This is a genomic window from Roseivivax halotolerans, assembly GCF_900115815.1.
In the GTDB taxonomy this organism is placed as follows: Bacteria; Pseudomonadota; Alphaproteobacteria; order Rhodobacterales; family Rhodobacteraceae; genus Roseivivax; species Roseivivax halotolerans.
In genome coordinates this window covers 185,329-208,882 of sequence record NZ_FOXV01000001.1, presented here as the reverse complement: position 1 = coordinate 208,882, position 23,554 = coordinate 185,329, and the positions used below count along the sequence as shown (strand labels likewise).

General features: G+C 65.5%; 24 protein-coding genes and 1 riboswitch. Of the genes, 10 read left to right on the top strand and 14 right to left on the bottom strand.

The annotated features are described in order from the left end of the window. The first annotated feature begins 25 nt into the window (after window positions 1-25). Window positions 26-616 carry a glutathione S-transferase family protein gene (locus BM171_RS01030; protein WP_093008932.1) on the top strand — a complete coding sequence of 197 codons (591 nt, stop codon included), beginning with the start codon at window positions 26-28 and terminating at the stop codon, window positions 614-616. Here the strand turns inward: BM171_RS01030 and BM171_RS01025 are convergent. Continuing rightward, window positions 589-1,809 (bottom strand): TIGR03862 family flavoprotein, encoded by a 1,221-nt coding sequence (locus BM171_RS01025; protein WP_245760147.1) that lies wholly within the window; start codon window positions 1,807-1,809, stop codon window positions 589-591. The genes BM171_RS01030 and BM171_RS01025 overlap by 28 nt on opposite strands. Between BM171_RS01025 and BM171_RS01020 the strand changes: the two genes are divergently transcribed. Next, window positions 1,808-2,104 carry an HNH endonuclease gene (locus BM171_RS01020; protein WP_093008931.1) on the top strand — a complete coding sequence of 99 codons (297 nt, stop codon included), beginning with the start codon at window positions 1,808-1,810 and terminating at the stop codon, window positions 2,102-2,104. The two genes, BM171_RS01025 and BM171_RS01020, sit on opposite strands and share 2 nt — an antisense overlap. Before the next feature lie 122 nt (window positions 2,105-2,226). On the opposite strand, the gene BM171_RS01015 is transcribed toward BM171_RS01020, so the two are convergent. The 3 genes from BM171_RS01015 to ubiA are packed head-to-tail and all read right to left on the bottom strand — an operon-like array spanning window position 2,227 to window position 5,479. Further along, window positions 2,227-2,556 carry a hypothetical protein gene (locus BM171_RS01015; protein ID WP_093008930.1) on the bottom strand — a complete coding sequence of 110 codons (330 nt, stop codon included), beginning with the start codon at window positions 2,554-2,556 and terminating at the stop codon, window positions 2,227-2,229. Beyond that, complete coding sequence (locus BM171_RS01010; protein ID WP_093008929.1) at window positions 2,553-4,460, bottom strand: OmpA family protein; 1,908 nt, start codon at window positions 4,458-4,460, stop codon at window positions 2,553-2,555. Before BM171_RS01010 ends, BM171_RS01015 begins: the two co-directional genes overlap by 4 nt. Window positions 4,461-4,519: 59 nt before the next feature. Then, complete coding sequence (gene ubiA / locus BM171_RS01005; protein WP_093008928.1) at window positions 4,520-5,479, bottom strand: 4-hydroxybenzoate octaprenyltransferase; 960 nt, start codon at window positions 5,477-5,479, stop codon at window positions 4,520-4,522. A gap of 13 nt (window positions 5,480-5,492) precedes the next feature. Between ubiA and BM171_RS01000 the strand changes: the two genes are divergently transcribed. The 3 genes from BM171_RS01000 to BM171_RS00990 are packed head-to-tail and all read left to right on the top strand — an operon-like array spanning window position 5,493 to window position 8,188. Next, window positions 5,493-6,239: a 16S rRNA (uracil(1498)-N(3))-methyltransferase gene (locus tag BM171_RS01000; RefSeq protein WP_093008927.1), complete on the top strand. Its 747-nt coding sequence runs from the start codon at window positions 5,493-5,495 to the stop codon at window positions 6,237-6,239. Then, window positions 6,236-6,757: a hypothetical protein gene (locus BM171_RS00995; RefSeq protein WP_093008926.1), complete on the top strand. Its 522-nt coding sequence runs from the start codon at window positions 6,236-6,238 to the stop codon at window positions 6,755-6,757. Before BM171_RS01000 ends, BM171_RS00995 begins: the two co-directional genes overlap by 4 nt. Window positions 6,758-6,817: 60 nt before the next feature. After that, entirely contained in the window at window positions 6,818-8,188 is a 1,371-nt protein-coding gene (locus tag BM171_RS00990) for a glutamate--cysteine ligase (protein ID WP_093008925.1), read from the top strand. 12 nt (window positions 8,189-8,200) lie between these two features. Here BM171_RS00990 and BM171_RS00985 read toward each other — a convergent pair whose 3' ends face one another. The 4 genes from BM171_RS00985 to BM171_RS00970 all read right to left on the bottom strand — a co-directional run bounded on the left by BM171_RS00985 (window position 8,201) and on the right by BM171_RS00970 (window position 11,781). Further along, a complete protein-coding gene (locus BM171_RS00985; protein WP_093008924.1) occupies window positions 8,201-9,775 on the bottom strand; it encodes a gamma-glutamyltransferase family protein in 1,575 nt (524 codons plus the stop codon). Between the two features lie 273 nt (window positions 9,776-10,048). Further along, the gene (locus BM171_RS00980; RefSeq protein ID WP_093008923.1) at window positions 10,049-10,513 is read right to left on the bottom strand and encodes an ATP-binding protein; all 465 of its coding nucleotides are present in this window, start codon (window positions 10,511-10,513) and stop codon (window positions 10,049-10,051) included. After that, window positions 10,503-10,841 carry an STAS domain-containing protein gene (locus tag BM171_RS00975; RefSeq protein ID WP_093008922.1) on the bottom strand — a complete coding sequence of 113 codons (339 nt, stop codon included), beginning with the start codon at window positions 10,839-10,841 and terminating at the stop codon, window positions 10,503-10,505. The genes BM171_RS00980 and BM171_RS00975 overlap by 11 nt, the downstream gene beginning before the upstream one ends. A gap of 73 nt (window positions 10,842-10,914) precedes the next feature. Further along, window positions 10,915-11,781 carry a zinc-ribbon domain-containing protein gene (locus BM171_RS00970; RefSeq protein ID WP_093008921.1) on the bottom strand — a complete coding sequence of 289 codons (867 nt, stop codon included), beginning with the start codon at window positions 11,779-11,781 and terminating at the stop codon, window positions 10,915-10,917. Window positions 11,782-11,933: 152 nt separating this feature from the next. Between BM171_RS00970 and BM171_RS00965 the strand changes: the two genes are divergently transcribed. The 5 genes from BM171_RS00965 to BM171_RS00945 all read left to right on the top strand — a co-directional run bounded on the left by BM171_RS00965 (window position 11,934) and on the right by BM171_RS00945 (window position 15,531). After that, complete coding sequence (locus tag BM171_RS00965) at window positions 11,934-12,611, top strand: cell division ATP-binding protein FtsE (RefSeq protein WP_093009265.1); 678 nt, start codon at window positions 11,934-11,936, stop codon at window positions 12,609-12,611. Next, on the top strand, window positions 12,608-13,513 hold the full coding sequence (locus BM171_RS00960; RefSeq protein ID WP_245760146.1) for a cell division protein FtsX: 906 nt from the start codon (window positions 12,608-12,610) through the stop codon (window positions 13,511-13,513). The genes BM171_RS00965 and BM171_RS00960 overlap by 4 nt, the downstream gene beginning before the upstream one ends. After that, a complete protein-coding gene (locus BM171_RS00955; RefSeq protein WP_093008920.1) occupies window positions 13,513-14,247 on the top strand; it encodes a lysophospholipid acyltransferase family protein in 735 nt (244 codons plus the stop codon). The genes BM171_RS00960 and BM171_RS00955 overlap by 1 nt, the downstream gene beginning before the upstream one ends. Further along, window positions 14,234-14,836 carry a pyridoxamine 5'-phosphate oxidase family protein gene (locus BM171_RS00950; RefSeq protein WP_093008919.1) on the top strand — a complete coding sequence of 201 codons (603 nt, stop codon included), beginning with the start codon at window positions 14,234-14,236 and terminating at the stop codon, window positions 14,834-14,836. The genes BM171_RS00955 and BM171_RS00950 overlap by 14 nt, the downstream gene beginning before the upstream one ends. A gap of 77 nt (window positions 14,837-14,913) precedes the next feature. Then, window positions 14,914-15,531: a lysozyme inhibitor LprI family protein gene (locus tag BM171_RS00945; RefSeq protein WP_093008918.1), complete on the top strand. Its 618-nt coding sequence runs from the start codon at window positions 14,914-14,916 to the stop codon at window positions 15,529-15,531. On the opposite strand, the gene bluB is transcribed toward BM171_RS00945, so the two are convergent. The 6 genes from bluB to BM171_RS00915 all read right to left on the bottom strand — a co-directional run bounded on the left by bluB (window position 15,528) and on the right by BM171_RS00915 (window position 23,523). Continuing rightward, on the bottom strand, window positions 15,528-16,208 hold the full coding sequence (gene bluB, locus BM171_RS00940) for a 5,6-dimethylbenzimidazole synthase (RefSeq protein WP_093008917.1): 681 nt from the start codon (window positions 16,206-16,208) through the stop codon (window positions 15,528-15,530). The two genes, BM171_RS00945 and bluB, sit on opposite strands and share 4 nt — an antisense overlap. A 49-nt stretch (window positions 16,209-16,257) precedes the next feature. Further along, window positions 16,258-16,433: riboswitch (cobalamin riboswitch) on the bottom strand. A 54-nt stretch (window positions 16,434-16,487) separates the two neighbouring features. Then, the gene (lpdA, locus tag BM171_RS00935) at window positions 16,488-17,876 is read right to left on the bottom strand and encodes a dihydrolipoyl dehydrogenase (protein ID WP_093008916.1); all 1,389 of its coding nucleotides are present in this window, start codon (window positions 17,874-17,876) and stop codon (window positions 16,488-16,490) included. Window positions 17,877-17,910: 34 nt separating this feature from the next. Beyond that, the gene (locus BM171_RS00930) at window positions 17,911-18,309 is read right to left on the bottom strand and encodes an MAPEG family protein (RefSeq protein WP_093008915.1); all 399 of its coding nucleotides are present in this window, start codon (window positions 18,307-18,309) and stop codon (window positions 17,911-17,913) included. Beyond that, complete coding sequence (locus tag BM171_RS00925) at window positions 18,306-18,860, bottom strand: hypothetical protein (protein WP_093008914.1); 555 nt, start codon at window positions 18,858-18,860, stop codon at window positions 18,306-18,308. Before BM171_RS00925 ends, BM171_RS00930 begins: the two co-directional genes overlap by 4 nt. Before the next feature lie 95 nt (window positions 18,861-18,955). Next, on the bottom strand, window positions 18,956-20,545 hold the full coding sequence (gene odhB / locus BM171_RS00920; RefSeq protein ID WP_093008913.1) for a 2-oxoglutarate dehydrogenase complex dihydrolipoyllysine-residue succinyltransferase: 1,590 nt from the start codon (window positions 20,543-20,545) through the stop codon (window positions 18,956-18,958). Between the two features lie 5 nt (window positions 20,546-20,550). Then, complete coding sequence (locus tag BM171_RS00915; protein WP_093008912.1) at window positions 20,551-23,523, bottom strand: 2-oxoglutarate dehydrogenase E1 component; 2,973 nt, start codon at window positions 23,521-23,523, stop codon at window positions 20,551-20,553. Window positions 23,524-23,554: the final 31 nt, after the last annotated feature.

Below are 23,554 nucleotides of genomic sequence, written 5' to 3'. Positions count from 1 at the left end.
TCTGCACCGCAGAGGAGAGCATCAGATGAAATACACCCTTCTTGGCACGGCCAAAACGCGCGCCTTCCGCCCGCTCTGGCTCTTGGAAGAGCTTGAGGTCGACTACGAGCACCAGCCCGTCGGCCCGCGCAGCGACGAGGTGCGGCGCGCAAGCCCACTAGGCAAGGTCCCGGTCCTTCTTGCGGACGATCGGGCCATTCCCGATTCCGCAGCGATCCTGCAATTTCTCGCGGACCGGCACGGGGCTTTCACCTTTGCCGCCGGAACGGTTGAGCGCGCCAAGCAGGACGCCTGGACGTTTCGAATTCTCGACGAGCTCGACGCGCTTCTGTGGACGGCGGCTCGGCACTCTTTCATCCTGCCCGAACCTGCGCGCGTGCCCGCGATCAAGGACAGTCTGAAATCCGAGTTCGCCGAGAACCTGTCGCGGATCACAGACGACATCGCGGGGCCTTACCTTCTGGGTGAAACCATGACCGTGCCGGACATCCTCTTGTGCCATTGCGGCGGCTGGGCACGCGCGGCGAAGTTTCCCGACCCACCCGAGGCCTTCAAGGACTACACGCGGACCCTACGCGCCCGCGAGGCTTACAAACGGGCGTCGGCCCTGCCGTAGCGCGCGGCGGCCCGGCCCGCGCAAAGGCCGGTCGCCATCGAGGCGGTCAGAAGAAAGCCGCCCGTCGGGGCCTCCCAGTCGAGCATCTCGCCAGCGGCGAAGATGCCGGGATGGCTGTTGAGCATGAAGCCGGTATCGAGCGCGTCGGCTTGGATACCCCCGGCTGTCGAAATCGCCTCGTCCATTGGCCGCAGCCCGTCATGCTGAGCGGTCAGGTATTTGACGCATGCGGCAAGCTCGGCGGCATCACCAGGAAGGGGTCGACCCCATTCCATCAAAAGCGCCTGCGCCTGGGGCGCGAGATTTAGAGCCTTTCGTAGCCGGTTGGACAGGCTCTCCTTCCCGCGCCGTCTCGCGAGCCGCCGCGCCACATCATCCATGCTCAGACCCGGCGCAAGGTCGATCTTGAGCGGGGCACCTTCGCGCAAGGCAGGTGTCAACGGGTAGAGCCCGCCCCCTTCCAGGCCCCGTTCGGAGATCACCGCTTCGCCTTGCGACGTCAGATCACCTGCGCGAAACGCCACGTTCTTGAGAGGCGCGCCGAAATGGCGGCGCATGTGATCCGACCAGCGCACCCACAGCCCTGAATTGCTGGGGGCAAAGGGCGTGAGCGGGATGCCCGCGCTGGCAAGGGGCAAAGCCCATGCGCCATCCGAGCCAAGACGCCGCCAGCTTGCTCCGCCGAGCGCCAGAACCGTTACCCGCGGAGCGATTTCCGTGGCGCCCTCCGGCGTTTCGAAAGTGAACGGGCCGAGATCGCCTTGCCAGCGCCAGCGCGTACGGGTCTGAAGGCCCTTGCCCGCAAGCCGTGCGAGCCATGCGCGCAGAAGCGGCGACGCTTTCATCGCCTTGGGAAAGACGCGGCCCGTCGAGCCGGTGAACGTCTCTTGTCCCAGCGCCTCGCAAAAGGCGATGGCCTCGCGTGGGCCGAATGCGTCCAAAGCCGGGTGCAGCCAGGTCGCGGCGCCAAAGGCGGCGCGGAAGGCTGCGGGGGTGCTGTCATGGGTGATGTTCAGCCCGGATTTCCCGGCCATCAGGAACTTGCGCGCAAGGCTTGGTTTCTGGTCCGCCAGGAGCACGCTAAGACCGGCATCGAGCAAGGCTTCGGTGGCCATCAGGCCTGCAGGGCCGCCGCCGATCACCAGCGCATCCGCTCTTGAAGCCGTATCAGCCACTGCCATCTTGCCTGCCATGACCGATGATCCGATCTGTCCGCTGTGTCTGCGGCCCATTCCGCCCGACGCGAAGAGCAGCCTGCATCACCTCGTTCCGAAGCTCAAAGGCGGGAAAGGCGGGCCGGTCGTCAGGTTGCATCAGATCTGCCACAACGAGATCCATGCCACCTTCACCGAGGCCGATCTTGCGCGGGACTACGACACGCCCGAGAAGCTGCGCGCGCATCCCAGGATGCAAGGATTCCTCACCTGGGTCGCAAAGCGTCCGCCGACATTTCACAAAAGATCTTCGGGCGGGCGGCGCAAACGATGATCCGGCGGAGCGGGCCTTGGGCCCGCGCATCCTTGGCGGGCTGATCGTTCCGATCATCCCGCGAGCGAGGGGCGCGGCCCCTCGCGCTCCCCGCGGTATTTTGGCCAACCCAAGAGAAAGGGTCAGCCCGCGGCCTGGCTGCGTTCGAGATAGGAGCGCAGCTCTTCGGCCTCGTGGCGCGCCTCGCGCAAGCCCTCCATGGCCGCCGAAAGCTCAGCCTCGGTCTGTGCGAGCTGATTGGTGAGCTCGGCTTCGCGCTGCTGCAGGTAGGTGATCGCCTGGTCGCGCGTTTCTTCGGCCTCGTGCAGCTCCTGGCTCATCTTCTCGAGCTCGGAGATGTCGCTTTGGCTGACGCGCGTGAAGCGGTGCACCAGCCAGTTCGCGAACCAGCCCAGGCAGAACGCCACGAATAATATGATCGCTGTGCTGATGATGAATTCGATCCTGTTCACTCGCCTGCCTCGTCCGTCCCGTCCCCGCTTTCTTCTTGTGCCCCATCTTGGGGCGCGGCTTCAACGCTTTCGAGCGTTGTTTCTTCTTCCGGGACGGGATCAGGCTCGATCAGGGTGAATTCGATCCGGCGATTGGCCTCGCGGCCCGCTTCGGTATCGTTGTCGGCGATGGGGTCTTCCTCGCCGTATCCGACGGCGCGGTACGCGGAGGTCAGCACGCGGCGCTCGGCCAGCGCTATCAGCACGGCCTGGGCCCGCTCCTGGCTGAGCTGCTGGTTCATCACCTCGCGGCCCTGGCTGTCGGTGTGGCCCTGGATCTCGAGCGGGATATCGCCGCAGAGTTTCAGGAGCTCGGCGATATCGTCGAGGATGTCCCTTGCGGTGGCATCGAACGTGGCGGCACCTGGCTCGAAGGAAATCTTGCGCTCACCGATGATGTCATCGATTTGGGCGACGCATTCCTCGGGCGTCGGGATGCCGAGGCTCGGATCCAGTTTTTCGACATAAGTGACGTCGATCTCGAACTGGTCCGTGCCGAGTTTCTCGGACAGGAGCGAGGCGATCTCGGCGGAGGCGTCCTTGTTGCCCGTATCGCCGCGCACGGAGATCCGGTCCGGGGTGACGATGGCGGCGCCGTTGTCGAGGCGGGACAGCGCTTCGAGACCGGCGAGAACACGGGCGCGCCAGCCGTCCGGCAGATTGTCCGACACGCGCGCGCCCACCTGGATCGAGTTCGAGCTGAACGCGGCGCGGGCGAAGCCGTCGATGGCGGTGCGGGTCACCTCGTTATCGATCAGGCCACGTAGCGCGACTTGGCCCTCGGGGCTGCGGGTCGCGACGAATTCGAGCGGGGCGGCGTCTTCGTCGGGCGTTTCGGGCAGGACCGCGTCGAGTACGAAACTCTCGGGCAGATCGCCCTCAAGCGCGCCGACGACCCGGTCGAACCGTGCCGGGTCCGTGCCCTCGGCCGCGACGAGCGCGATGTCGGCGTTGGAGAAGGTGACGGAGCCGCCACCAATCTCGGCAAGGGCCGCGATGGCCTCTGCGCCGGCGGTGCCCCAGTCGGGGGACGGAACGCCGAGCGCGATGGTGCAATCGGTGTCCGCAGACGCGCCTGCGAGCCGCGCTGCATTGACGATGCTGGCGCGCGCGGCCTCCGTGTCGGCGGCGCAAGTCTCGAGCTCTGCGCTATCCTCGCTGATCGTGAAGCGCAGGGCGAAGGGCGAGATAACGGGGCGGGGTGCCTCGAGGTCCAGGACAAGCTCGATCCCGTCCGGCGCGGCACTGTCGAGCTTCGCGGCGATCCGGTCGCGGTCCTCGGCGGTCTCGGCCATCGCTTCGATGGCGATCCGCTCGGCATTGACGGAGATCTTGGCCCGGGGCAGGTCGGCGAGCGCAAAGCCGGCGAAGCGCATGGCGGGCCCCCAGCTCTCGGGAGCGGGGAAATTCGCGCTTTCCATCAGATCCGAGACGTCTTCGGGATCGTCGGCCAGCGCTTCGAGAGTCTGGACCAGCGGTTCGCGGTCGAAGCTGGTCGGAACGAGACCGATCAGCGAGATGCGGTCTTCATTCCTGAGGATCTCAACCGAGAATTGCGGGGCCTCGATGTCACTGCTGTCATTGACGTTGAGCTCGTCGATCACCCGCGCCGCGTCGACAACCTGGCCCGCAAGGGACAGGGCGCGGAAGCGGTCGGCCTCGGAGGGTGCGGTGCCGTAGACGAAGACCTGAAGCCCGTTCGCGTCCACTTCGGCCCAGTCGATCCCGTCGGTCTCGAGAACGCGGGCCACTCCGGTGATGGAGCTTTCCTCGATCACGCGGGCCGACAGGCTCGCGGCGATGATGGACAGGGCTGCGGCGCCGAGGAAGGTGCCGCCGAGCGTCGTCAGTGTGGAGAGTCGCATGGATCTTCCGGACTTTGTCTCAGCCGCCGCCTTGTAGGCGGCAGGGGGTGGACCTGCAATCACACGAATGCGGCACCGGCGAAAAACAGCACAGGCAAGAGCCCCGCATCGCGGTTCGAGCGAAAGAGTGCCAGCAGCCGGTCGTGGTTGTCGAGCTCGGTCCGTGCGAGTTGGCGGGCGAGGTGGATGGCGAAGGCGATGGGACCGAGAGCGACAAGAGTGGCGGTGAGCGGCGCATTCGGTGGCAGAGCGATCCAGACCGCCCCGGCCATGAGCAGGGTCGCACCAACGAGGAACATGGCCAGGAAACGCGGCGTGCGGTCGCCGAAGAGCCGGGCGGTCGATTTCACGCCGATGAGCGCGTCATCTTCCTTGTCCTGGTGGGCGTAGATCGTGTCATAGAAGAGCGTCCAGCCCATGCCCGAAAGATAGAGCAGCACCGCCGGCCATCCGAGGCTGCCGGTATGGGCGGTCCAGGCCAGAAGCGCGCCCCAGTTGAACGCGAGGCCGAGAAAGATTTGCGGCCACCAGGTGAAGCGCTTGGCGAAGGGGTAGATCGCGACGGGCAGAAGCGCGAGAATGCCGAGCGCGATCGCTGCCGTGTTGAAGGTCAGCAGGATCAGGAAGGCGACGAGGCATTGGGCAACGGCCCAGCCGAGCGCCTGCCGCGCGGTCACGTCGCCTGCCGGGATCGGCCGGAGCGCGGTGCGCGCGACCGAGCCGTCGATGTCCCGGTCGGTGATGTCGTTCCAGGTGCAGCCCGCGCCGCGCATCAGGATCGCGCCGATCCCGCAGCCCGCGAATATCCACAGATCGTGCCAGGTGAAGGTACCGGTATGCACCGATCCCAGGAACAGGCCCCACCAGCAGGGCAGGAGGAGAAGCCAGGTGCCGATCGGGCGGTCGAGCCGCGACAGGCGGAAATACGGCTTCCAGGCCTCGGGGGCGCTCTTGTCCACCCAATTGCCGCTGACCGCGTCGGCGATCTGGCCCTCTGGCGCTTTGCCCGGTCGGGTCATAGGGTCCCCCCTCATGGCTCAGGTCAGGCTGTATGTAGACGACGCCCTCGGGGCAGGACAACCGGTGACGCTGTCGCGGGACGCGGCGCATTATCTCTTCGGGGTGATGCGGCTCTCCGTGGGTGCCGAGGTGACGCTGTTCAACGGGCAGGACGGTGAATGGCGCGCGCGCGTTGCCGAGGCCCACAAGCGCGGCGGCGTGCTCGAGGCCGTTGAACAGACCCGCGCGCAGAGCCTGCCGCCGGATCTGTGGTTGCTGTTCGCGCCGGTGAAGAAGGCCCGCACCGATTTCATCGTCGAGAAAGCGGTCGAGATGGGAGTGCGCCGAATCGTGCCTGTCGCCACCGAGTTCACCAATTCCGAACGGGTGCGGCGGGACCGGTTGCAGGCGCATGCCAAGGAGGCGGCGGAGCAATGCGGCGGGCTCTTCGTGCCGGAGGTGGCCGAGCTGTCGAAGCTCCGCGATATCTTGGCGGATTGGCCGGATGGGCGGCGGCTCATGTTCTGCGACGAGGCAGAGGCCGAGACGGGAGAGGGCAGCTCGTCGGCCCGGGCGGGCCGCTTCGCGGCGGCGAGCGAACGTGGGCCCTGGGCGGTGCTGATCGGGCCCGAGGGCGGGTTTTCGGACCGGGAACGCGTCCATCTGCACGGGCTGCCCTTCGCCTACGTGGCCGGGCTCGGACCCCGGATCCTGCGCGCGGATACCGCGGCGGTCGCCGCTCTGACGCTCTGGCAGATGCAACTCGGAGACTGGACATGATCCGACCCGAAGCGCGCACGCAGATCATGCGCTGGCGCGAGGCCCTGATCGGTGTCGGCCTCGCGGCTATCGGTTTGGCAATCGCCTGGGGCGCGCTGGGTTGGCTGACGCTGACCTTCGGGGCGCTTCTCGTCGTTCTGGGTGTCGTGCTGGCCGGGATCGGTTTGCAGCGCGGGCGCTTTCGTTCCGGCGAAGACGGGCCGGGCATCGTCGAGGTCACGGAGCGGCAGCTTTCGTATTTCGGCCCGCTTTCGGGTGGTGTCGCGGCGCTCGACGACGTGACCGGGGTCGCGCTCGACGGCTCGGCGCGGCCGAAGCACTGGCGGATCGACCATGCCGGTGGCCCGGCGCTGTTCATCCCGGTGACCGCGGCCGGCGCGGATCGGCTCTTCGATGCCTTCGCGGGTCTGCCGAATTTCGACACCTCCGCGATGTTGCGCGCTCTCGAGCGGGACCATGAGGGCCTCGCCATCCTCTGGCGGCGTCACGGGCCCGAGAGCCACCGGCGGCTGCATTGACACCCCGCGCGTTCCTGACCATGGCTGTCATCCACGAAGAAGACTGAACGGAGCGTCCTGATGTCCATTCCCCAGAGCGGCGGCGGTCCGATCGAGTCCCATGCCCAGCTTGCCGAATATCTCGAAAGCGGCTGCAAGCCGCGCGAGGATTGGCGTATCGGCACCGAGCACGAGAAGTTCGGCTTTCTCAAAGGATCATTGGAGCCTCTGCCCTATGAGGGCCGTCAATCGGTGCGATCCGTGCTCGAAGGTCTCCGCGACCGCCACGGCTGGTCGGCAATCGAGGAATCCGGTCATCTGATCGGGCTCGAGAAGGACGGCGCGAATATCTCGCTCGAGCCGGGTGGGCAGCTCGAGCTTTCGGGTGCGCCGCTCGAGACGATTCACCAGACCTGTGACGAGGTGAACCAGCACCTCGCGGAGGTGCGCGATGTGGCCGACGCGATCGATGTGGGCTTCATCGGACTTGGCGCTGCGCCGCATTGGCACTTCGAGGATATGCCGATGATGCCGAAAGGGCGCTATCGGCTGATGACCCGGTACATGGACGAAGTCGGGACCATGGGGAAATCCATGATGTACCGGACCTGCACCGTTCAGGTGAACCTCGACTTCGCCTCCGAGGTGGACATGGTGCAGAAACTACGTGTGGCGCTGGCCTTGCAGCCGGTCGCCACGGCTCTGTTCGCCAACTCGCCGTTCTTCGAAGGCAAACTCAATGGCCACAAGAGCTGGCGCAGCCGCATTTGGCGGGATCTCGATGCGGACCGCACCGGCATGCTGCCTTTCGTGTTCGAGCCGGGCTTCGGGTTCGAGGCCTGGGCCGAGTACGCGCTCGATGTGCCGATGTACTTCGTCTACCGCGATGGGCAGTATATCGACGCGCTCGGCCAGTCCTTCCGCGATTTCCTGCGTGGCGAGCTGCCCGCGCTGCCGGGCGAAAAGCCGACGCTGAGCGACTGGGCCGATCACCTCACGACCATCTTCCCCGAAGCGCGGATCAAGAAGTTCATCGAGATGCGCGGCGCGGATGGCGGTCCGTGGCGGCGGCTTTGCGCGCTCCCGGCTTTCTGGGTCGGGCTGACCTACGACCAGGGCGCGCTCGATGCCGCCTGGGACATGGCGAAGAGCTTGGATGCGGATACGCGCGAGGCGTGGCGCGTCGCTGCGTCGGTGGATGGGCTCCATGCCGAGGTCGGCGGGCAGAAGATGCTCGACGTGGCGCGCGAGGTTCTGGACATCGCCGAGGCGGGGCTGAAGGCGCGGGCGCGGCCCGGCGCGGGCGGGCTTCTGCCGGACGAGACGCATTTCCTCAACGCGCTCCGCGAAAGCGTCGATAGCGGGCAGGCGCCGGCGGACGAGCTTATTCGCCGGTACGAGACCGACTGGAACCGCGACGTCCGCCCGGTCTTCGAGGAATTCGCCTATTGATGTGGGCGGCGCTCAGTAGCCGAGCGCCGCGCCATCCTTGCGGGGATCCGACGCGCCTTCGAGCGTGCCGTTCTCGTGAATTCGGATTGCCTGGGCGCCGCCGATAGGCCCGTCTGGCACCACGACCTTGTGGCCCATCTCGGCCAGTTCCTCGCGCACCTGGCCCGCATAACCCCGCTCGACCTGGAGCGTGTCGCCTTCGGCGAAAGAGCGTGGCGCGTCGAGCGCGTCTTGCGGATCGAGCCCGAAATCGCGCCAGTTCGTAACCATGCGCGCATGACCCGCGGATTGATACTGTCCGCCCATGACACCGAAGGGCATGCTGACCGCGCCGTTCTCGCGCAGCATCGCCGGGATGATCGTGTGCATCGGGCGCTTGCCGGGGGCTATCTCGTTCGGATGACCTTCTTTCAGCGAGAAGCCCGCGCCGCGGTTCTGGAAGAGGATGCCGAACTTCTCCGAGGCGATGCCAGAGCCGAAGCCATGGAAGATCGAGTAGATGAGCGAAACCGCCATGCGGTCCTTGTCCACCACGGTGATGTAGATCGTGTCCTTATGCACCGCTTCGGAGATCTCGGTCACGGCGGCCTGCGCGCGGCGCGGATCGATGAGCCCGGCCAGCTTGTCGGCGGTCTCCTGGCTCAGCATGTGATCGAGACGGGTCATGTGGTCGGGATCGGCGAGGAAGCGGTTACGGGCGTCATAGGCCAGCTTGGTGGCCTCGGCCTCGATATGCGCGCGCTCCGTTCCCCAGGGGTCCATACGCGCCAAGTCGAACTTCTTTAGAATGTTGAGAAGCAGGATCGCCGTCGCGCCCTGACCGTTCGGAGCATGCTCCAAAAGCTCCGCGCCGCCATAGCTGCCCTCGATCGGATCGCCGAAGGTTGCCTCGACCGCGCGGAAATCCTCTTCGGTGTGAACACCGCCAAGGCCGCGCAGCGTCGCCAGCATGTCCTCCGCAACCTCACCCTCGTAGAAGGCCCGCGCGCCGTCCTTGGCGACGCGGCGCAAGACCTCTGCCTGGCCGGGCAGGGAGAAAGGCGCGCCGGCGGCGGGCGCTTTGCCGGCGGTCAGGAAATGCTCCCGCGCCGCGCCTTGCAGCGTGTCGATCTGAGCGGCCCAGTCGAAGGCGACGCGCGGGGCCACGGGCACACCTTCGTCCATGTACCGGATCGCGGGTGCGAGGCTGTCGGCGAGGCCAAGCTTGCCCCACCGAGCCGACATCCGGTCGAAAGCATCCATCGCGCCGGGGATCGTCACGGCATCGGCGCTGCCGATGGGCACTGTCTCGTGGCCGGCCTCGCGGAGGCGCGCGGCACTGGCACCGGCGGGCGCGCGGCCCGAGCCGTTGATCGAGACGACGTCCTTGCCAGGCTCAGAGATGAGCGCGAAGCAATCGCCGCCGATCCCCGTCATCTGCGGCTCACAGAGGCCGAGAAGAACTGCGCCTGCGATCGCGGCATCCACCGCATTGCCACCCGATTTCAGGATGTCGATGGCCGCCGCCGCAGCCAAAGGATGCGACGTCGCTGCCATGCCATTCGTTGCGTAGACGGCCGAGCGGCCGGGCATGTGAAAATCGCGCATGTTCGGAGGTCCCCCTTTTGATCCTCGCGAACCATACGGAAGGCGGCACCGGCGTCAATGTAGGGGTAAGAACCTCGACGCCGCGCCCTGGGTGGGGGCAATTTCGACGCGACGTCGAGGGAAGCCTTTTGCAGCTACAATCGCGTTTTTGACGCATCTCTGTGTCGTCATTTGGCGGCAAACTTGGTCTTTTTGAGGCAATATCTGCCCGGAGCAGCACCTTCTGGAAGCGCCTGTCGGGTCCGCATGACGCGATCACCGCGATCACCGCGATCAGCCGGCGATCACGATCTCGAGGCGGTTCGAGCCTCGATGTCGTACGTAATCGAGCCGGTCGGAGAGCGAATTGATCATCCGCCAGCCGAAGCCCCCTTCTGGCAAATCTTCTGTCGCACAAGCCGGGGCCGTAAAGGCCGTATTCGACGCGGCCAGAAGAACGGCTGGCATGGTGCGGCCCGCATCGAGGATCCGCACATGCCAGGGCGCGCCGAGCGTGAGCTGAAGCCGGATCGGCGGGCTGGTCTCCTCGAGGCCGCCGTGCTCCACCACGTTGTTCAGCGCCTCGGCACAGACAAGGACGATGCGGTTCAGGTCGGCGGCGCGGGCGCCGTTCTCCCTCAAGGCCAGCGCTATTTTTTCGCAGGCGTGTCGGACGGCGAGTGGAGACACCCCGATCTTGAGCTCGAGTACGGCCGGAGTGTCCGGCAAGTCGAGCGCCGGCACCGGCTCAGGCCGCATCTTGCGCGAGCGCTGCGTCGAGCGTGGCGTGAATACGGAACACACTGTCCATCCTGGTGAGGCGGAACACCATGTCGACCGTCGGGTTGAGCGTCACGAGTTCGAGTGTCGCGGGCGGCTCGAGCATTTTCATGACCGCGACCACGGCCCCGAGACCGCTTGAGTCGATGAACTGGACCTCGGATAAATCGAGCAGGATGCGCCCGTCTGCTTCAGCGCAAACCGGTCGCATGAGGTCCTTGAACTCAATTGCGACCGCCGCATCGATGCGCGCGGCTTCCGGCCGGACGATTTTCGCCTCGCCGCACTGCTGAATTGCAAGCTCCATCGCTGGCCCCTTCTGCTGACGAGAGAGACCCTAGCGCGGGCGCGTTACCAAAGCGTAAGGATCTGCGCTGCGCCTATTCTGCCGTGGGTGCGGTCAGGCCCGCGACACTGTCCTGAAGCCAGACGCGAAGATCATTGATCTCTGCCACATAGGTTTCGAGAAGCGGTGCGAGCGCCGGGACCATCTCGGCCAGCGGGGCGGCGAGAACATAGAGCGCCACGATCACGACCAGCAAGAGGATCATCAGGAAGAAGCCGCGGCTGAAGCCGCCGCGCCGCTCTTCCTCGATCTCCGGGGCGCGTCCCTGCGGCGTCTCGACGGGGCGACGGTCGGTCGCCGAGCGCAGCGTTTGATTGATCTCGTCCACATCGGGCAGCATCTGGCTGCGCGAGCCGGTCTCGCTTTGCGGCTTTTCTTCCGGCGGGTGCGGATCGACTTCGGCACTCGGACCGCGCATGCGCGCCATACGTTCGCGCGCCTGCCGTGCGCGGCGTTCTTCATCGGTTTCGGATGGGCTGTCGAGGCCCAGATCGGGCTGCGTCTCGAGTGCGCCGCTATCGGCCTTGCGCGCCTGTGCCTCGCGCTCGGCTTCTTCGCGCAAAACGCTGGCCACGCTGGGATCGAGCGAGCGGCGTTGCGGCCCGGTCGTGCCGGGTGCGGGGCCAGCCTCGGGTGCAGGGGGCGCCTCGGGAACGGGCGGCTCTTCTGGCGGTTCCGGCTCCGGCTCTGGAGGCGACGGCGGTGCGGAGGCCTCCGCCGTGTCCTCCTCGACTGCATACTCGTCCGCCTCGATATCGTCCGGCTCGTAGGCCGCGTGGTCGGGATGATACTGGAACCAGGTATGCCCGCAATTGGAGCATTGCACGTCGCGACCGGCCTCCGGGATGACCTCCGTCGGCACCTCGTATTGCGCGCCGCAATTGGGGCAGATCAGTCGCATCCTCGGTCCCGTCCCGTTATCCTGCCAAAAGTCGTTGTTTGGAAACAATAAGCTGGCTCACCCGCGTGTAAAAGCCGTTTTCGCAGACGCTCCTCATTGAAACCGCGACGATGCTCGGGCACAACAACGCGGCATTGGTCCCGGGGGCAGGCGTGATCGAGTTCGAGAATGTGGCGTATAGCTATGGCGGGGGCGAGCTTCTGTCGGATGTGTCGCTGAGCCTCCAGCCCGGCTCGTTCCATTTTCTTACGGGTCCCTCCGGCGCGGGCAAGACCACTTTTCTCAAGCTCTGCTACGGTGCGCTTCTGCCGACCGCCGGACATGTCCGGCTTTTCGACCGGGATGTCACGCGGATCGGCCGGGACGGGGTGGCGCTGGCGCGGCGCAGGATCGGTGTCGTGCATCAGGATTGCCAGTTCCTCGACCACCTGACCGTCGCCGAGAATGTCGCGCTGCCGCTTGGCGTCGCCGGCGAGGAGAACGCGGCGATGGAAGCCGATCTCAGCGAGCTTCTGACCTGGGTCGGGCTCACGAACCGCGCACACGCACGCCCGCCGGAATTGTCCGGGGGCGAGCGTCAGCGTGCGGCGCTTGCGCGAGCGGTCATCATGTCGCCGGACGTGATCCTTGCCGACGAGCCCACGGGCAATGTCGATTGGGACATGTCGCAGCGGCTCTTGCGGCTTCTTCTGGAATTGAACCGCATGGGCAAGACGGTGATGATCGCGACGCACGATCTAAGTCTCATCCGTGCGGCCAAAGCCCACGTGCAGGCGCGCGTGTTGCGGATCGCAAGCCGCAAGCTGCAGCTTGCCGGGGCGGACCTGTGAGACGGCTTCTGCCCGATATCCGCGCTGTCTTCGTCCGGGAGGCCGGGGCGGACCGAGTGGTCCCGCCCGCCGGCTTCACGGTGCAGCTGACACTTTTCACATCGGCGGCGATGGCGTTTCTCGCGGTCTTCGCGCTGGCCTTGTCGCTTGCCGCGGGGCGTCTGGCGGACCGTTGGGGCGACGAGCTTGCGCGATCGGTCACCATCCGGATCTCCGCCCCCGAGGAGGAGATGGAACGGCAGACGAGTGCCGCACTCGCCGTTCTCGAGACGACGCCGGGGATCGCGGAATTCCGCGCGCTCTCGGATGATGAACAGCGTGCTCTCCTCGAGCCATGGTTCGGGGCGGAGCTGCCGCTCGCGCAACTGCCCGTGCCGCGCCTGATCGAGGTCACAGAGACCGGCGACGGCTTCGATGCGGCAGGCTTGCGATTAAGGCTTCAAGCCGAGGTGCCGGGAGCCGTTCTCGATGATCATGCCCGCTGGCGGCGGCCGCTTCTGGCCGCGGCCGGGGGGATGCGTCTCTTCGGCTGGACCGCGCTCATCCTGATTGCGGCTGCGACGGCGGCGATGGTGACGCTTGCGGCCAATGCCGCGCTCGCGGCCAACGCGCAGGTCATTGCTGTCTTGCGGCTCGTAGGGGCGACCGATGCCTATATCGCGGCGGCCTTCGTGCGCCGCTACACGTTGCGCGCGCTGGCGGGGGCAGCGGCAGGCACTCTGCTTGGCGTAGTGCTCGTGACGCTCATTCCCGATACTGGCGATGCGGGCGGAGTTCTCACCGGGCTCGGTTTCCAGGGCTGGGATTGGGTCTGGCCGGTCTTCGTGCCGCCGCTCGCCGCGCTGGTCGCGCTCCTGGCGACGCGCGCCGCCGCCAATCGTGTTCTGGAGGATCTCGCCTGATGGCCCATGCGATCCAATGGCTTCGCTCTCTCATCCATATCGTGACGATCTACGTCGCGATGCTGGTCCTCGGGATCGTCTTCTTTCCCTGGGCGATCTTCTCGCCGCGAGGAGCGCGGGCAGCTTGCAAGACATGGTGCCGCTTCACGCTCTGGACCGCGCGCTGGATGATCGGGATCACCTACGACATCCGCGGAGATGTGCCGCAAGATGAAGTGCTGATCGCGGCGAAGCACCAATCCTTTCTCGACATCATCCTGATTTTCTACGCCGTGCCCGCCGGCAAGTTCATCATGAAGCGCGAATTGATGTTCGCGCCGATCATCGGGCAATACGCCTTGCGGATCGGTTGCGTGCCGGTCAATCGCGGCAAGCGGGGCCAAGCGATCAAGCAAATGGTCTCGGACGTCGACAAAGGGCGCGCGGAGCCGGGGCAGCTCATCATCTATTCGCAGGGCACGCGGGTCGCGCCGGGTGTGAAAGCGCCCTACAAGATCGGCACCTCGGTCCTTTTCGACCAGCTCGGGCAGGATTGCGTGCCGGTCGCGACGAATGCCGGCGTGACCTGGCAGCGCAAGGGTATCTACCGCAGACCCGGCAAGGCCGTCGTCGAGTTTCTGCCGCGCATCCCGGCAGGCACCAGCCGGGAGGGCTTTCTCAAGCGCCTCGAAACCGAGGTCGAGGCGGCATCGGACACACTTCTCGAAGAGGCCGGATTTCATGCAAAAACTTGAAAGCGAGGCGGCGCTTGACGCGCTCTACGACGCACCGGTGCCCGCATCGCTGACGAAGGTCGCCACCCGGATTGGTCCGAGACATCGCGAATGGATCGAGGCGTCGCGCTTCTGCATCCTGTCGACGGTCGGTCCGGAGGGCGTTGACGGCAGCCCACGCGGTGACGATGGCCCCGTCGTGATGGTGGCGGATGAGCGCACGATCCTGATGCCTGATTGGCAGGGCAACAATCGCCTCGATTCCTTGCGGAATATCGTGCGCGATCCGCGCGTCGCGCTGATGTTCATGATTCCCGGCCACAAGAGCGTCGTGCGCGTCAACGGCACGGCGTTCGTGACCGACGACACCGATGCGTGCGCCCGGTTCGAGCAGCGCGGCCGTTGCCCGAAAAGCGTCATCGTCATCGAGGTCGTGGAGCTTTACGCGCAATGTGCGAAAGCCATCATGCGCTCGGGGCTCTGGGACCGCGACGATGCGGAGGGCGTGCCCACGACTGGCCAGCTTATCGAGGAAGGCTCGGCCGGATCGCATGGCGGACCGGACTATGATGCGGGCTACGCCGAGCGCGCCAAGGATCGTATGTGGTGATGCGCTGCCCCGAATGATGATTGGTGACGACCTGTCCGGGCGGTATCATCCCGTTATCGGTCAAAAGGAGGTCCGCCATGCGACTCGTTCATCCCCTCATCGCAATCCTCGGGATTTCCGCGCCTGCGCTGGCACAGGACGGTCCGTCCTTCGAGTGTGCTAACGCGGGGAGCGAGGCGGAAACACTCATCTGCTCGGATGCCGATCTTGCGCGGCTCGACCGCAGGCTCGCGGATCGTTTCGGCGCGGCTCTTTCTGTCGTGCAGGGCCTCGATGCCGGAGCGGCGGATGCGGAGGCGGAGCTGCGGGCAAAGCAGCGCGGCTGGATTTCGGGTCGTGACGACTGCTGGAAAGCCGAAGACCTGCGCGCCTGCGTCAGCGATGCGTATCTGCGCCGTGAGGGTGAACTGGTCGCGACCTGGCGACTCGAGGAACCAGCGGAGACCGTGTTCTGGACCTGTGGCGGCACTCCTGCGAACGAGGTCGTGACGCTGTTCTTCGACACCGAACTTCCGAGCGTGAGGTTCGAGCGCGGCGACACGATCGACGCCGGAACGCTCAGCCGCACCGCCTCCGGCGCGCGATATGACGGCTCTTTCGGGCGGTTCATCTGGATCAAGGGAGACGAGGCCAAATATCGCGAGCCCGACCCCGACGGGACGGAATACACTTGCACGGTAGCCGCGCGCCGCTAACCCTGCCAGTCCTCCTCCATGATCGCGGCGTCGAGGCTTTCGGCCCGTGCCCATCCTCGCGCTTCAAGTTCTGGCCCGTCGAACATGTCCGACACGTGGCCGAGACACAGATAGGCGACGATCTCCACATTCTCGGGCAGCGCGAACAGGGCCGAGAGCTCTGCCTTGTCGTAGATACTGACCCAGCCCATGCCGACACCTTCTGCCCGGGCGGCAAGCCAGAGGTTCTGCACCGCGCAGACGGTCGAATAGAGATCCATCTCGGGGTTCTGGGTCTTACCCAGCACGACCTGACCGCCGCGGCGCCGGTCGCAGGTGACGACGATATTCAGCGGCGCTTTTTCAATTCCTTCGAGCTTGAGCCGCGCATAGTCCGATTGCCGCGCCTCGGGAAACATCGCGCAAGCTGCGTCGTTGGCGCGGTCGAAGATCGCTTTAACGTCGGCCTTGCGCGCGGGGTCGCGAACGAGAATGAAATTCCACGGCTGCGACAGTCCGACCGACGGGGCGCGATGCGCCGCCTCGAGGATGCGGCGCAGGAGGGACGGCTCGATCGGGTCCGGCAGGAATTCGTTCCGGACATCACGCCGGTGGGCGATGACATCGTGGAGAGCCTGACGCTCGGTGTCGGTGAAAACGCGCGCTGGCTTCGGCGCGCAAGTGGACGATGGCGGCACGGCAGGCCTCCCTTGCAAAACGCTGCGCCGCCTCGCCGTCCTTACGCGGGGCGCGGGTTTTGTGCAGGCCGGTCTTCTGGCTTCGGATCGTCCGGGTCGCGGCGCCTTCCCGGATCGCTCCAGTGGCATTGCCGTCCCGTCCCCGTCACAGCGGCGGGCCCGCGCCGGAGCTGCCCCGGCTTCCCGATTCTCCCCATGCGGGGCACCTGCACAACCCAGATGTGACAAAGCCCGCCCCTGTCGGCAAGGGCGGGCTTCGGTGCCGGGCTGACGAGCCGATCACATGTGGATCGGGCCGTCTCCGCAGGCCAGGGCAGCCTCGCGCACCGCTTCGGAATAGGTCGGGTGGGCGTGGCAGGTGAGGGCCACATCCTCCGCCGCCGCTCCAAACTCCATCGCTACGCAGATCTCGTGGATAAGATCGCCCGCCATCGGCCCGATGATATGTGCCCCAAGGATGCGGTCGGTGTCCTTGTCGGCGAGGATCTTCACGAAGCCGTCCGCGGCGAAATTGGCCTTCGCCCGGCCATTACCCATGAAGGAAAACTTGCCGACCTTGTAGGAGTGCCCCGCATCCTTCAGCTCTTCTTCGGTCTTGCCGACAGCGGCGACCTCTGGATGGGTATAGATGACGCTCGGGATCACGTCGTAGTTCACGTGGCCCGCCTTGCCGGCAATCGCCTCAGCGGCGGCCATGCCTTCATCCTCGGCCTTGTGAGCGAGCATTGGGCCTTCGGTCGCATCGCCGATTGCGTAGATGCCGTCGATGTTGGTCTTCCAATGCCCGTCGGTTTTCACGAATCCGCGCTCGGTGATCTCGACCCCGAGTTCCTTTAGGCCGAGGCCCTCGGTCACCGGCTTGCGGCCCGTGGAGACGAGAACGACATCGGCGTCCAGCACCTCCTCGCTGTCGTCCTTCTTGAGCGTGTAGGAGACCTTCGCCTTGGTCTTCATCGTCTCGACGCCCGAGACGGCCGCACCCAGCACGAAGGTCAGCCCCTGTTTCTGCAGGATCTTCTGGAAGTTCTTGGAAACCTCGCCGTCCATCGTCGGGGTGATCTTGTCGAGATATTCGACCACCGTAACCTCGGTGCCGAGGCGCGCATAAACCGAGCCCATCTCGAGACCGATCACGCCCGCGCCGATCACCACCATCTTCTTGGGAATCTTCGGCAGCGACAATGCGCCGGTAGACGAGACGACGATCTTCTCGTCGATCTCGACACCCTTGAGCGTGGCGACGTCCGAGCCGGTGGCGATGATGATGTTCTTCGCCTCGTGCACCTCGTCGCCGACCTTGACCTTGCCCTTCTCGGGGATAGAGCCCCAGCCCTTGAGCCAGTCGATCTTGTTCTTCTTGAACAGGAACTCGATGCCCTTGGTGTTGGTCTCGATCGTCTCGCCCTTGTAGGTCTGCATCTGGTCCCAGTCGACCGAGGGGGATTTGCCCTTGAGGCCCATCTTGGCGAAGTTGTGCTCGGCCTCGTGCAGCTGGTGCGTGGCGTGCAGGAGCGCCTTGGAGGGGATGCAGCCCACGTTGAGGCAGGTGCCGCCCAGCGTCTCGCGCCCTTCGACGCAGGCCGTCTTGAGACCGAGCTGCGAGGCGCGGATCGCGGCCACGTAGCCGCCGGGGCCGGAGCCAATCACGATGACATCGTAGGAAGCCATTTCCCTTGTCCTTTCTTTTCTGTCGGAGCGCCGATCAGGAGATCAGCGCGTAAATCAGCATGAGAACCGTGGCGAGCCAGCCCGCCGCCCATATGAGGGAGCGGCCCGGACGCCAACCGAAGTAATAGGCCGGCACGTAGAGGATACGCGCCAGCAGGTAGATCACGGCGAAGGCCGCGGTGAAGACATCGCCCTTGTCGGCATAGGTGACGACGACGACCGCGATGGTGAAGAGGATGAGCCCCTCGAAATGATTTCCGAGCGCCCGCTGGAGCCGGGCGGTCCCGGTCGAGAGCTCGCGCGAGGGCTCGCGGTCGCGGGCGGACATCGTGTAGCCGGGGCCCAGTTCGAGGTTCGCAGGGATCGCGAACAGCACGAACTGCACGCATTGCAGAAGCGCCGCTAGGGCGAGGATAGTGAGTTCGGGGGTCATGCGGCATGCCTTTTTGCGGATTGGGGCAGCGCGTCGGCCAGACGGCGGGCCTTGGTGTCGAGGCTTTCGCCGCGCGCCGAGAGATGCGGCAGCGCCTGATGCGACACGCCGAAGCGCGCGCAGCATCGGGCCGCGTCCCGACCAAGCGCGATGACGGGGCGCCTGTCGATTTCGTGCCTGGTGATCCGGTCGAAGCTTTCCTCAACGAGGCGGGCCGGGATCGCGGCGGAGCGGGCTTCGGGCAAGGCATGGAACGCGTGGGTCAGATAGATGTCGCGACGCACCATCCGCGCCAGCGCCAGCGCCCGGTCGAGCACCCGGTTGAACAGCATTTCCGGCAGATAGCCGTCCCGCGCGATCCGCTCCCTGTTGGCCAGTGCGGTGGGCGCGTCCATGTGATTGTAGGAGATCAGCACCGGGCCATCGGGATTGCGGCAAGAGAGCTGATAGGGCGAGACCAATGGCAGATCGAGGCCGACATCGGCGAGCGTCGCGTAGCCTTCGGGGGCGAAGGCGCGGCGGGCTTGGAGGGCTGTGTCGAAATGGTGCACGGGATCTCTTTGCATGGCTTGGGCCGAGGATGGGCCCGAGGCGCAGTCTCGCATGCCGTAAACGGCCCGCAAGCACTGCGCCCCGAAGACCGTCATCACAGATCCATCAGCATCCGGCGCGGATCCTCGAGGGCTTCCTTGACCCGCACGAGGAAGGTCACCGCGCCTTTGCCGTCAACGATGCGATGATCGTAGCTGAGCGCGAGGTACATCATCGGGCGCGCTTCGATCTTGCCGTTCACGACCATCGGCCGCTCCTGGATCTTGTGCATGCCGAGGATGCCCGATTGCGGGGGGTTCAGGATCGGCGAGGACATGAGCGAGCCGTAGACGCCGCCGTTCGAGATGGTGAACGTGCCGCCCTGCATCTCGGCCATCGAGAGCTTGCCGTCTCGGGCGCGTTTGCCCTTGTCCGCGATATCGGCCTCGATCTCGGCAAAGGACTTGGCGTCCGCATCCCGGATCACCGGCACGACGAGACCCTGCGGCGTGCCCGTCGCGATGCCCATATGCACGAAGTTCTTGTAGACGATGTCGGTGCCGTCCACCTCGGCATTGACCTCGGGCACCTCTTTAAGCGCATGGCAGCAGGCCTTCGTGAAGAAGGACATGAAGCCGAGACGCACGCCGTGCTTCTTCTCGAAGAGCTCCTTGTATTCGGAGCGGAGCGCCATCGTCTCGGTCATGTCCACCTCGTTGTAGGTGGTCAGCATGGCCGCGGTGTTCTGCGCGTCCTTGAGGCGACGGGCGATGGTCTGGCGCAGGCGGGTCATCTTCACCCGCTCCTCGCGCTCGGCATCCTCGGCGGAGACCGGGGCGCGCGGGGCCTGCTTGGGCTGGCTGCCCTCGGCGGGGGCGGATTTGGCGGCGGCGAGTGCCGCGTCCACGTCTGACTTCATCGCTCGCCCGTCGCGGCCGGTGCCGGTGACCTGGTCGCGGCTGACGCCTTTCTCGGCCATCGCCTTCTTGGCCGAAGGCGCATCCTCCACATCCTTGCGGCCTTGCCCGGCGGGAGGTGTCGAATACTGGTTGTCGCCTTCCTTGGCAGAGGGGCTGTCGCCACCGTGTTCCACGCCCGCATCGGGCTTGGCCTTGCCGGACTGACCGGCGGCGGATTTCGCGATCACGGCAAGCTGGCCGCCGGCTTCCACGGTGGAGCCTTCCTCGGCCTTGATCTCGGAGAGCGTGCCCGCGGACGGCGCGGGCACCTCGACGGAGACCTTGTCGGTCTCCAGCTCGCACAGCGTCTCGTCCGCCTCAACACTGTCGCCGACCTTCTTGAACCAGGTGGAGACGGTGGCTTCGGAGACCGACTCGCCGAGCGTCGGAACCATGACATCAACGGTCTCGCCCGTCGTGTCGCCCTGGTCGCCGCCCGACCCGGCCGCCTCTTCCTTCGGCGCCTCCTTGGTCTCTTTCGAGCCCTCGTCGGATTTGCCGCCAGACGCGCCTTCGGAGATGTTCGCCAGAAGCGCATCGACGCCGACAGTCTCTCCTTCGCCCGCAACGATATCGGCGAGGGTTCCGGCGGCGGGCGAGGGCACCTCGACCGTCACCTTGTCGGTTTCCAGCTCGCACAGCATTTCGTCCTGCTCGACGCTATCCCCCGGTTTCTTGAACCAGGTTGCCACGGTCGCCTCGGAGACGGATTCGCCCAGGGTGGGAACGCGCACTTCGGTGGTCATGTCACTTACTTTCCTTCAATCGTCAGCGCTTCGTCCACGAGCGCCGCTTGTTGTGCCTTGTGGGTCGAGGCCAGACCCGTTGCGGGCGAGGCCGAGGTCGCGCGGCCGACATACCGGGCGCGCTTGTACTCAGCCTCGATCCGGCCGAGCACCCATTCCAGATTGGGTTCGATGAAGCTCCAGGCGCCCTGGTTCTTGGGCTCTTCCTGGCACCAGACGATCTCGGCCTGCTTGAACCGCTGCAGCTCGTTCACCGCGGAGACGGCGGGGAACGGGTAGAACTGCTCGATCCGCATCAGGTAGACGTCGTCGATCCCGCGATTGTCGCGCTCTTCCAAGAGGTCGTAATAGACCTTGCCGGAGCACAGCACGACGCGCTTGATTTCGGCGTCGGGCTTCAGCTCGGTCTCGGAATGACCCTTCTCCGCATCGTCCCAGAGGACGCGGTGGAAGGACGAGCCTTCCACGAACATCTCCGCTTCAGAGACGCAGAGCTTGTGGCGCAGAAGCGATTTCGGCGTCATCAGGATCAGCGGCTTGCGGAAGGAGCGGTGCAGCTGCCGCCGCAGGATGTGGAAGTAGTTCGCCGGGGTCGAGCAATTCGCCACGATCCAGTTGTCTTGACCGCACATCTGCAGGAAGCGCTCGAGCCGGGCGGAGGAGTGCTCCGGGCCCTGTCCCTCGTAGCCATGCGGCAGAAGGCAGACGAGACCCGACATCCGCAGCCACTTGCTTTCGCCCGAAGAGATGAACTGGTCGAACATGATCTGGCCGCCATTGGCGAAGTCGCCGAACTGCGCTTCCCAGAGGGTGAGCGCATTGGGTTCGGCCATCGAGAAGCCGTACTCGAACCCGAGCACCGCGTATTCCGAAAGGGCGGAATCGATCCCTTCGAAGCGGGCCTGACCCTCACGGATATGATTGAGCGGATAATACCGTTCCTCGGTTTCCTGGTCGATCAGGGCCGAATGGCGCTGAGAGAACGTCCCGCGCGTCGAATCCTGGCCCGAGAGCCGCACCGGATAGCCTTCTGTCAGGAGCGAGCCGAAGGCCAGGGCCTCGGCGGTCGCCCAATCGAAGCCCTGCCCGGTCTCGAACATCTTCTTTCGGGTCTCGAGGAGACGGCCGACCGTTTTGTGCAGCGGGAAGCCTTCGGGTGGCTCCGTCAGGGCGCGGCCGATTTCCTCGAGGGTCTTCTTCTTGATCGAGGTCTTGCCACGCTGGTACTTGCCCTCTTTCTGGCGATCGAGATGCGACCAGCGCCCATCGAGCCAGTCGGCCTTGTTGGGCTTGTAGTTCTTGCCGGCCTCGAACTCCTCGTTGAGATGCGATTGGAACGAGGCTTTCATGTCCTCGATCTCGCCCTCGGGGATGAGCCCGTCTTTCACAAGGCGTTCGGTATAAAGCGTGAGCGTTGTCTTGTGGCCCTTGATCTGCTTGTACATCAACGGGTTGGTGAACATCGGCTCATCGCCTTCGTTGTGACCGAAGCGGCGATAGCAGAACATGTCGATGACCACGTCCTTGCCGAATTTCTGGCGGAACTCCGTGGCGACCTTGGCAGCGTGAACCACGGCTTCCGGGTCATCCCCGTTGACGTGGAAGATCGGTGCCTCGACGACGAGCGCGTTGTCGGTCGGGTAGGGGGAGGAGCGCGAGAAGTGCGGCGCGGTGGTGAACCCGATCTGGTTGTTCACCACGAGATGGATCGTGCCGCCCGTCCGGTGCCCGCGCAGGCCCGAGAGTGCGAAACATTCCGCGACGACGCCCTGGCCCGCGAAGGCCGCGTCGCCATGCAGAAGGATCGGCAACACCTTGGTGCGTGAGCTGTCCTTGAGCTGGTCCTGTTTGGCGCGGACCTTGCCGAGCACGACCGGGTTCACCGCCTCGAGGTGCGAGGGATTCGCGGTCAGCGAGAGGTGAACGGTGTTGCCGTCGAACTCGCGGTCGGATGATGCGCCAAGGTGGTATTTCACGTCGCCAGAGCCGTCGACATCCTCGGGTTTGAAGCTGCCGCCCTGGAATTCGTTGAAGATCGCGCGGTAGGGCTTGCCCATCACGTTCGCCAGGACCGAGAGGCGGCCCCGGTGGGGCATGCCGATGACGATTTCCTCGAGGCCGAGCGCACCGCCGCGCTTGATGATCTGCTCCATCGCCGGGATCGCGCTTTCGCCGCCATCGAGGCCGAAGCGCTTGGTGCCCATGTACTTGACGTGCAGGAACTTCTCGAAGCCCTCGGCTTCGACCATCTTGTTGAGGATCGCCTTGCGGCCCTCGCGGGTGAACTTCACCTCCTTGCCATAGCCCTCGATCCGCTCTTTCAGCCAGGCGGATTGCTCGGGGTCGGAGATGTGCATGTACTGCAGCGCGAAGGTGCCGCAATAGGTGCGCTTCAGGACCGAGATGATCTCGCGCAGGCTCGCGATCTCGAGGCCGAGCACGTTGTCGATGAAGATCGGACGGTCGAGATCGGCATCGGTGAAGCCGTAGGAGCGATGATCGAGTTCGGGATGCTCGGAGGTGTCGCGCATGCCCAAGGGGTCGAGATCGGCGGCAAGGTGGCCACGGATCCGGTAGGCGCGGATGATCATGAGCGCGCGGATCGAATCCAGCACCGCACGTTGGATGTCATCATCGGTGAGCTTGACGCCCTCCGCATCGGCCTTGGCCTTGATCTTCTCGCCCGCGGCCTTCGCCTCGCCCGGGATGGCGGGCATCGGCCATTCGCCGGTCAGCGCCGCTGTCAGCTCGTCGACGGGTTCGGGCGGCCAGTTTTTGCGCACCCAGGACGGGCCTTCGGCCTCTTTCTTGACCGAGATCTCATCGTCGCCGAGCCCCTTGAAAAAGGCCTGCCAGGCCTCGTCGACCGCGCTCGGGTCGTTGGCGTAACGCGCGTACATCTGTTCGAGATATTCCGCGTTGTGCCCCTGCATGAACGAGGAGGCGTGGAAGGCGTCGTTGGGGCTTTGGTCGGTCATGATGTCACCTCTTGGGGCTGGGGACCGGGCT

Bases quoted from the DNA above. Each gene is read 5' to 3' on its own strand.
- BM171_RS01030 (WP_093008932.1), top strand. From the start codon at position 26: ATGAAATACACCCTTCTTGGCACGGCCAAAACGCGCGCCTTCCGCCCG.
- BM171_RS01020 (WP_093008931.1), top strand. From the start codon at position 1,808: ATGACCGATGATCCGATCTGTCCGCTGTGTCTGCGGCCCATTCCGCCC.
- BM171_RS01025 (WP_245760147.1), bottom strand. From the start codon at position 1,809: ATGGCAGGCAAGATGGCAGTGGCTGATACGGCTTCAAGAGCGGATGCG.
- BM171_RS01010 (WP_093008929.1), bottom strand. From the start codon at position 4,460: ATGCGACTCTCCACACTGACGACGCTCGGCGGCACCTTCCTCGGCGCC.
- ubiA (WP_093008928.1), bottom strand. From the start codon at position 5,479: ATGACCCGACCGGGCAAAGCGCCAGAGGGCCAGATCGCCGACGCGGTC.
- BM171_RS01000 (WP_093008927.1), top strand. From the start codon at position 5,493: ATGGCTCAGGTCAGGCTGTATGTAGACGACGCCCTCGGGGCAGGACAA.
- BM171_RS00995 (WP_093008926.1), top strand. From the start codon at position 6,236: ATGATCCGACCCGAAGCGCGCACGCAGATCATGCGCTGGCGCGAGGCC.
- BM171_RS00990 (WP_093008925.1), top strand. From the start codon at position 6,818: ATGTCCATTCCCCAGAGCGGCGGCGGTCCGATCGAGTCCCATGCCCAG.
- BM171_RS00985 (WP_093008924.1), bottom strand. From the start codon at position 9,775: ATGCGCGATTTTCACATGCCCGGCCGCTCGGCCGTCTACGCAACGAAT.
- BM171_RS00980 (WP_093008923.1), bottom strand. From the start codon at position 10,513: ATGCGGCCTGAGCCGGTGCCGGCGCTCGACTTGCCGGACACTCCGGCC.
- BM171_RS00975 (WP_093008922.1), bottom strand. From the start codon at position 10,841: ATGGAGCTTGCAATTCAGCAGTGCGGCGAGGCGAAAATCGTCCGGCCG.
- BM171_RS00970 (WP_093008921.1), bottom strand. From the start codon at position 11,781: ATGCGACTGATCTGCCCCAATTGCGGCGCGCAATACGAGGTGCCGACG.
- BM171_RS00955 (WP_093008920.1), top strand. From the start codon at position 13,513: ATGGCCCATGCGATCCAATGGCTTCGCTCTCTCATCCATATCGTGACG.
- BM171_RS00950 (WP_093008919.1), top strand. From the start codon at position 14,234: ATGCAAAAACTTGAAAGCGAGGCGGCGCTTGACGCGCTCTACGACGCA.
- BM171_RS00945 (WP_093008918.1), top strand. From the start codon at position 14,914: ATGCGACTCGTTCATCCCCTCATCGCAATCCTCGGGATTTCCGCGCCT.
- lpdA (WP_093008916.1), bottom strand. From the start codon at position 17,876: ATGGCTTCCTACGATGTCATCGTGATTGGCTCCGGCCCCGGCGGCTAC.
- BM171_RS00930 (WP_093008915.1), bottom strand. From the start codon at position 18,309: ATGACCCCCGAACTCACTATCCTCGCCCTAGCGGCGCTTCTGCAATGC.
- odhB (WP_093008913.1), bottom strand. From the start codon at position 20,545: ATGACCACCGAAGTGCGCGTTCCCACCCTGGGCGAATCCGTCTCCGAG.
- BM171_RS00915 (WP_093008912.1), bottom strand. From the start codon at position 23,523: ATGACCGACCAAAGCCCCAACGACGCCTTCCACGCCTCCTCGTTCATG.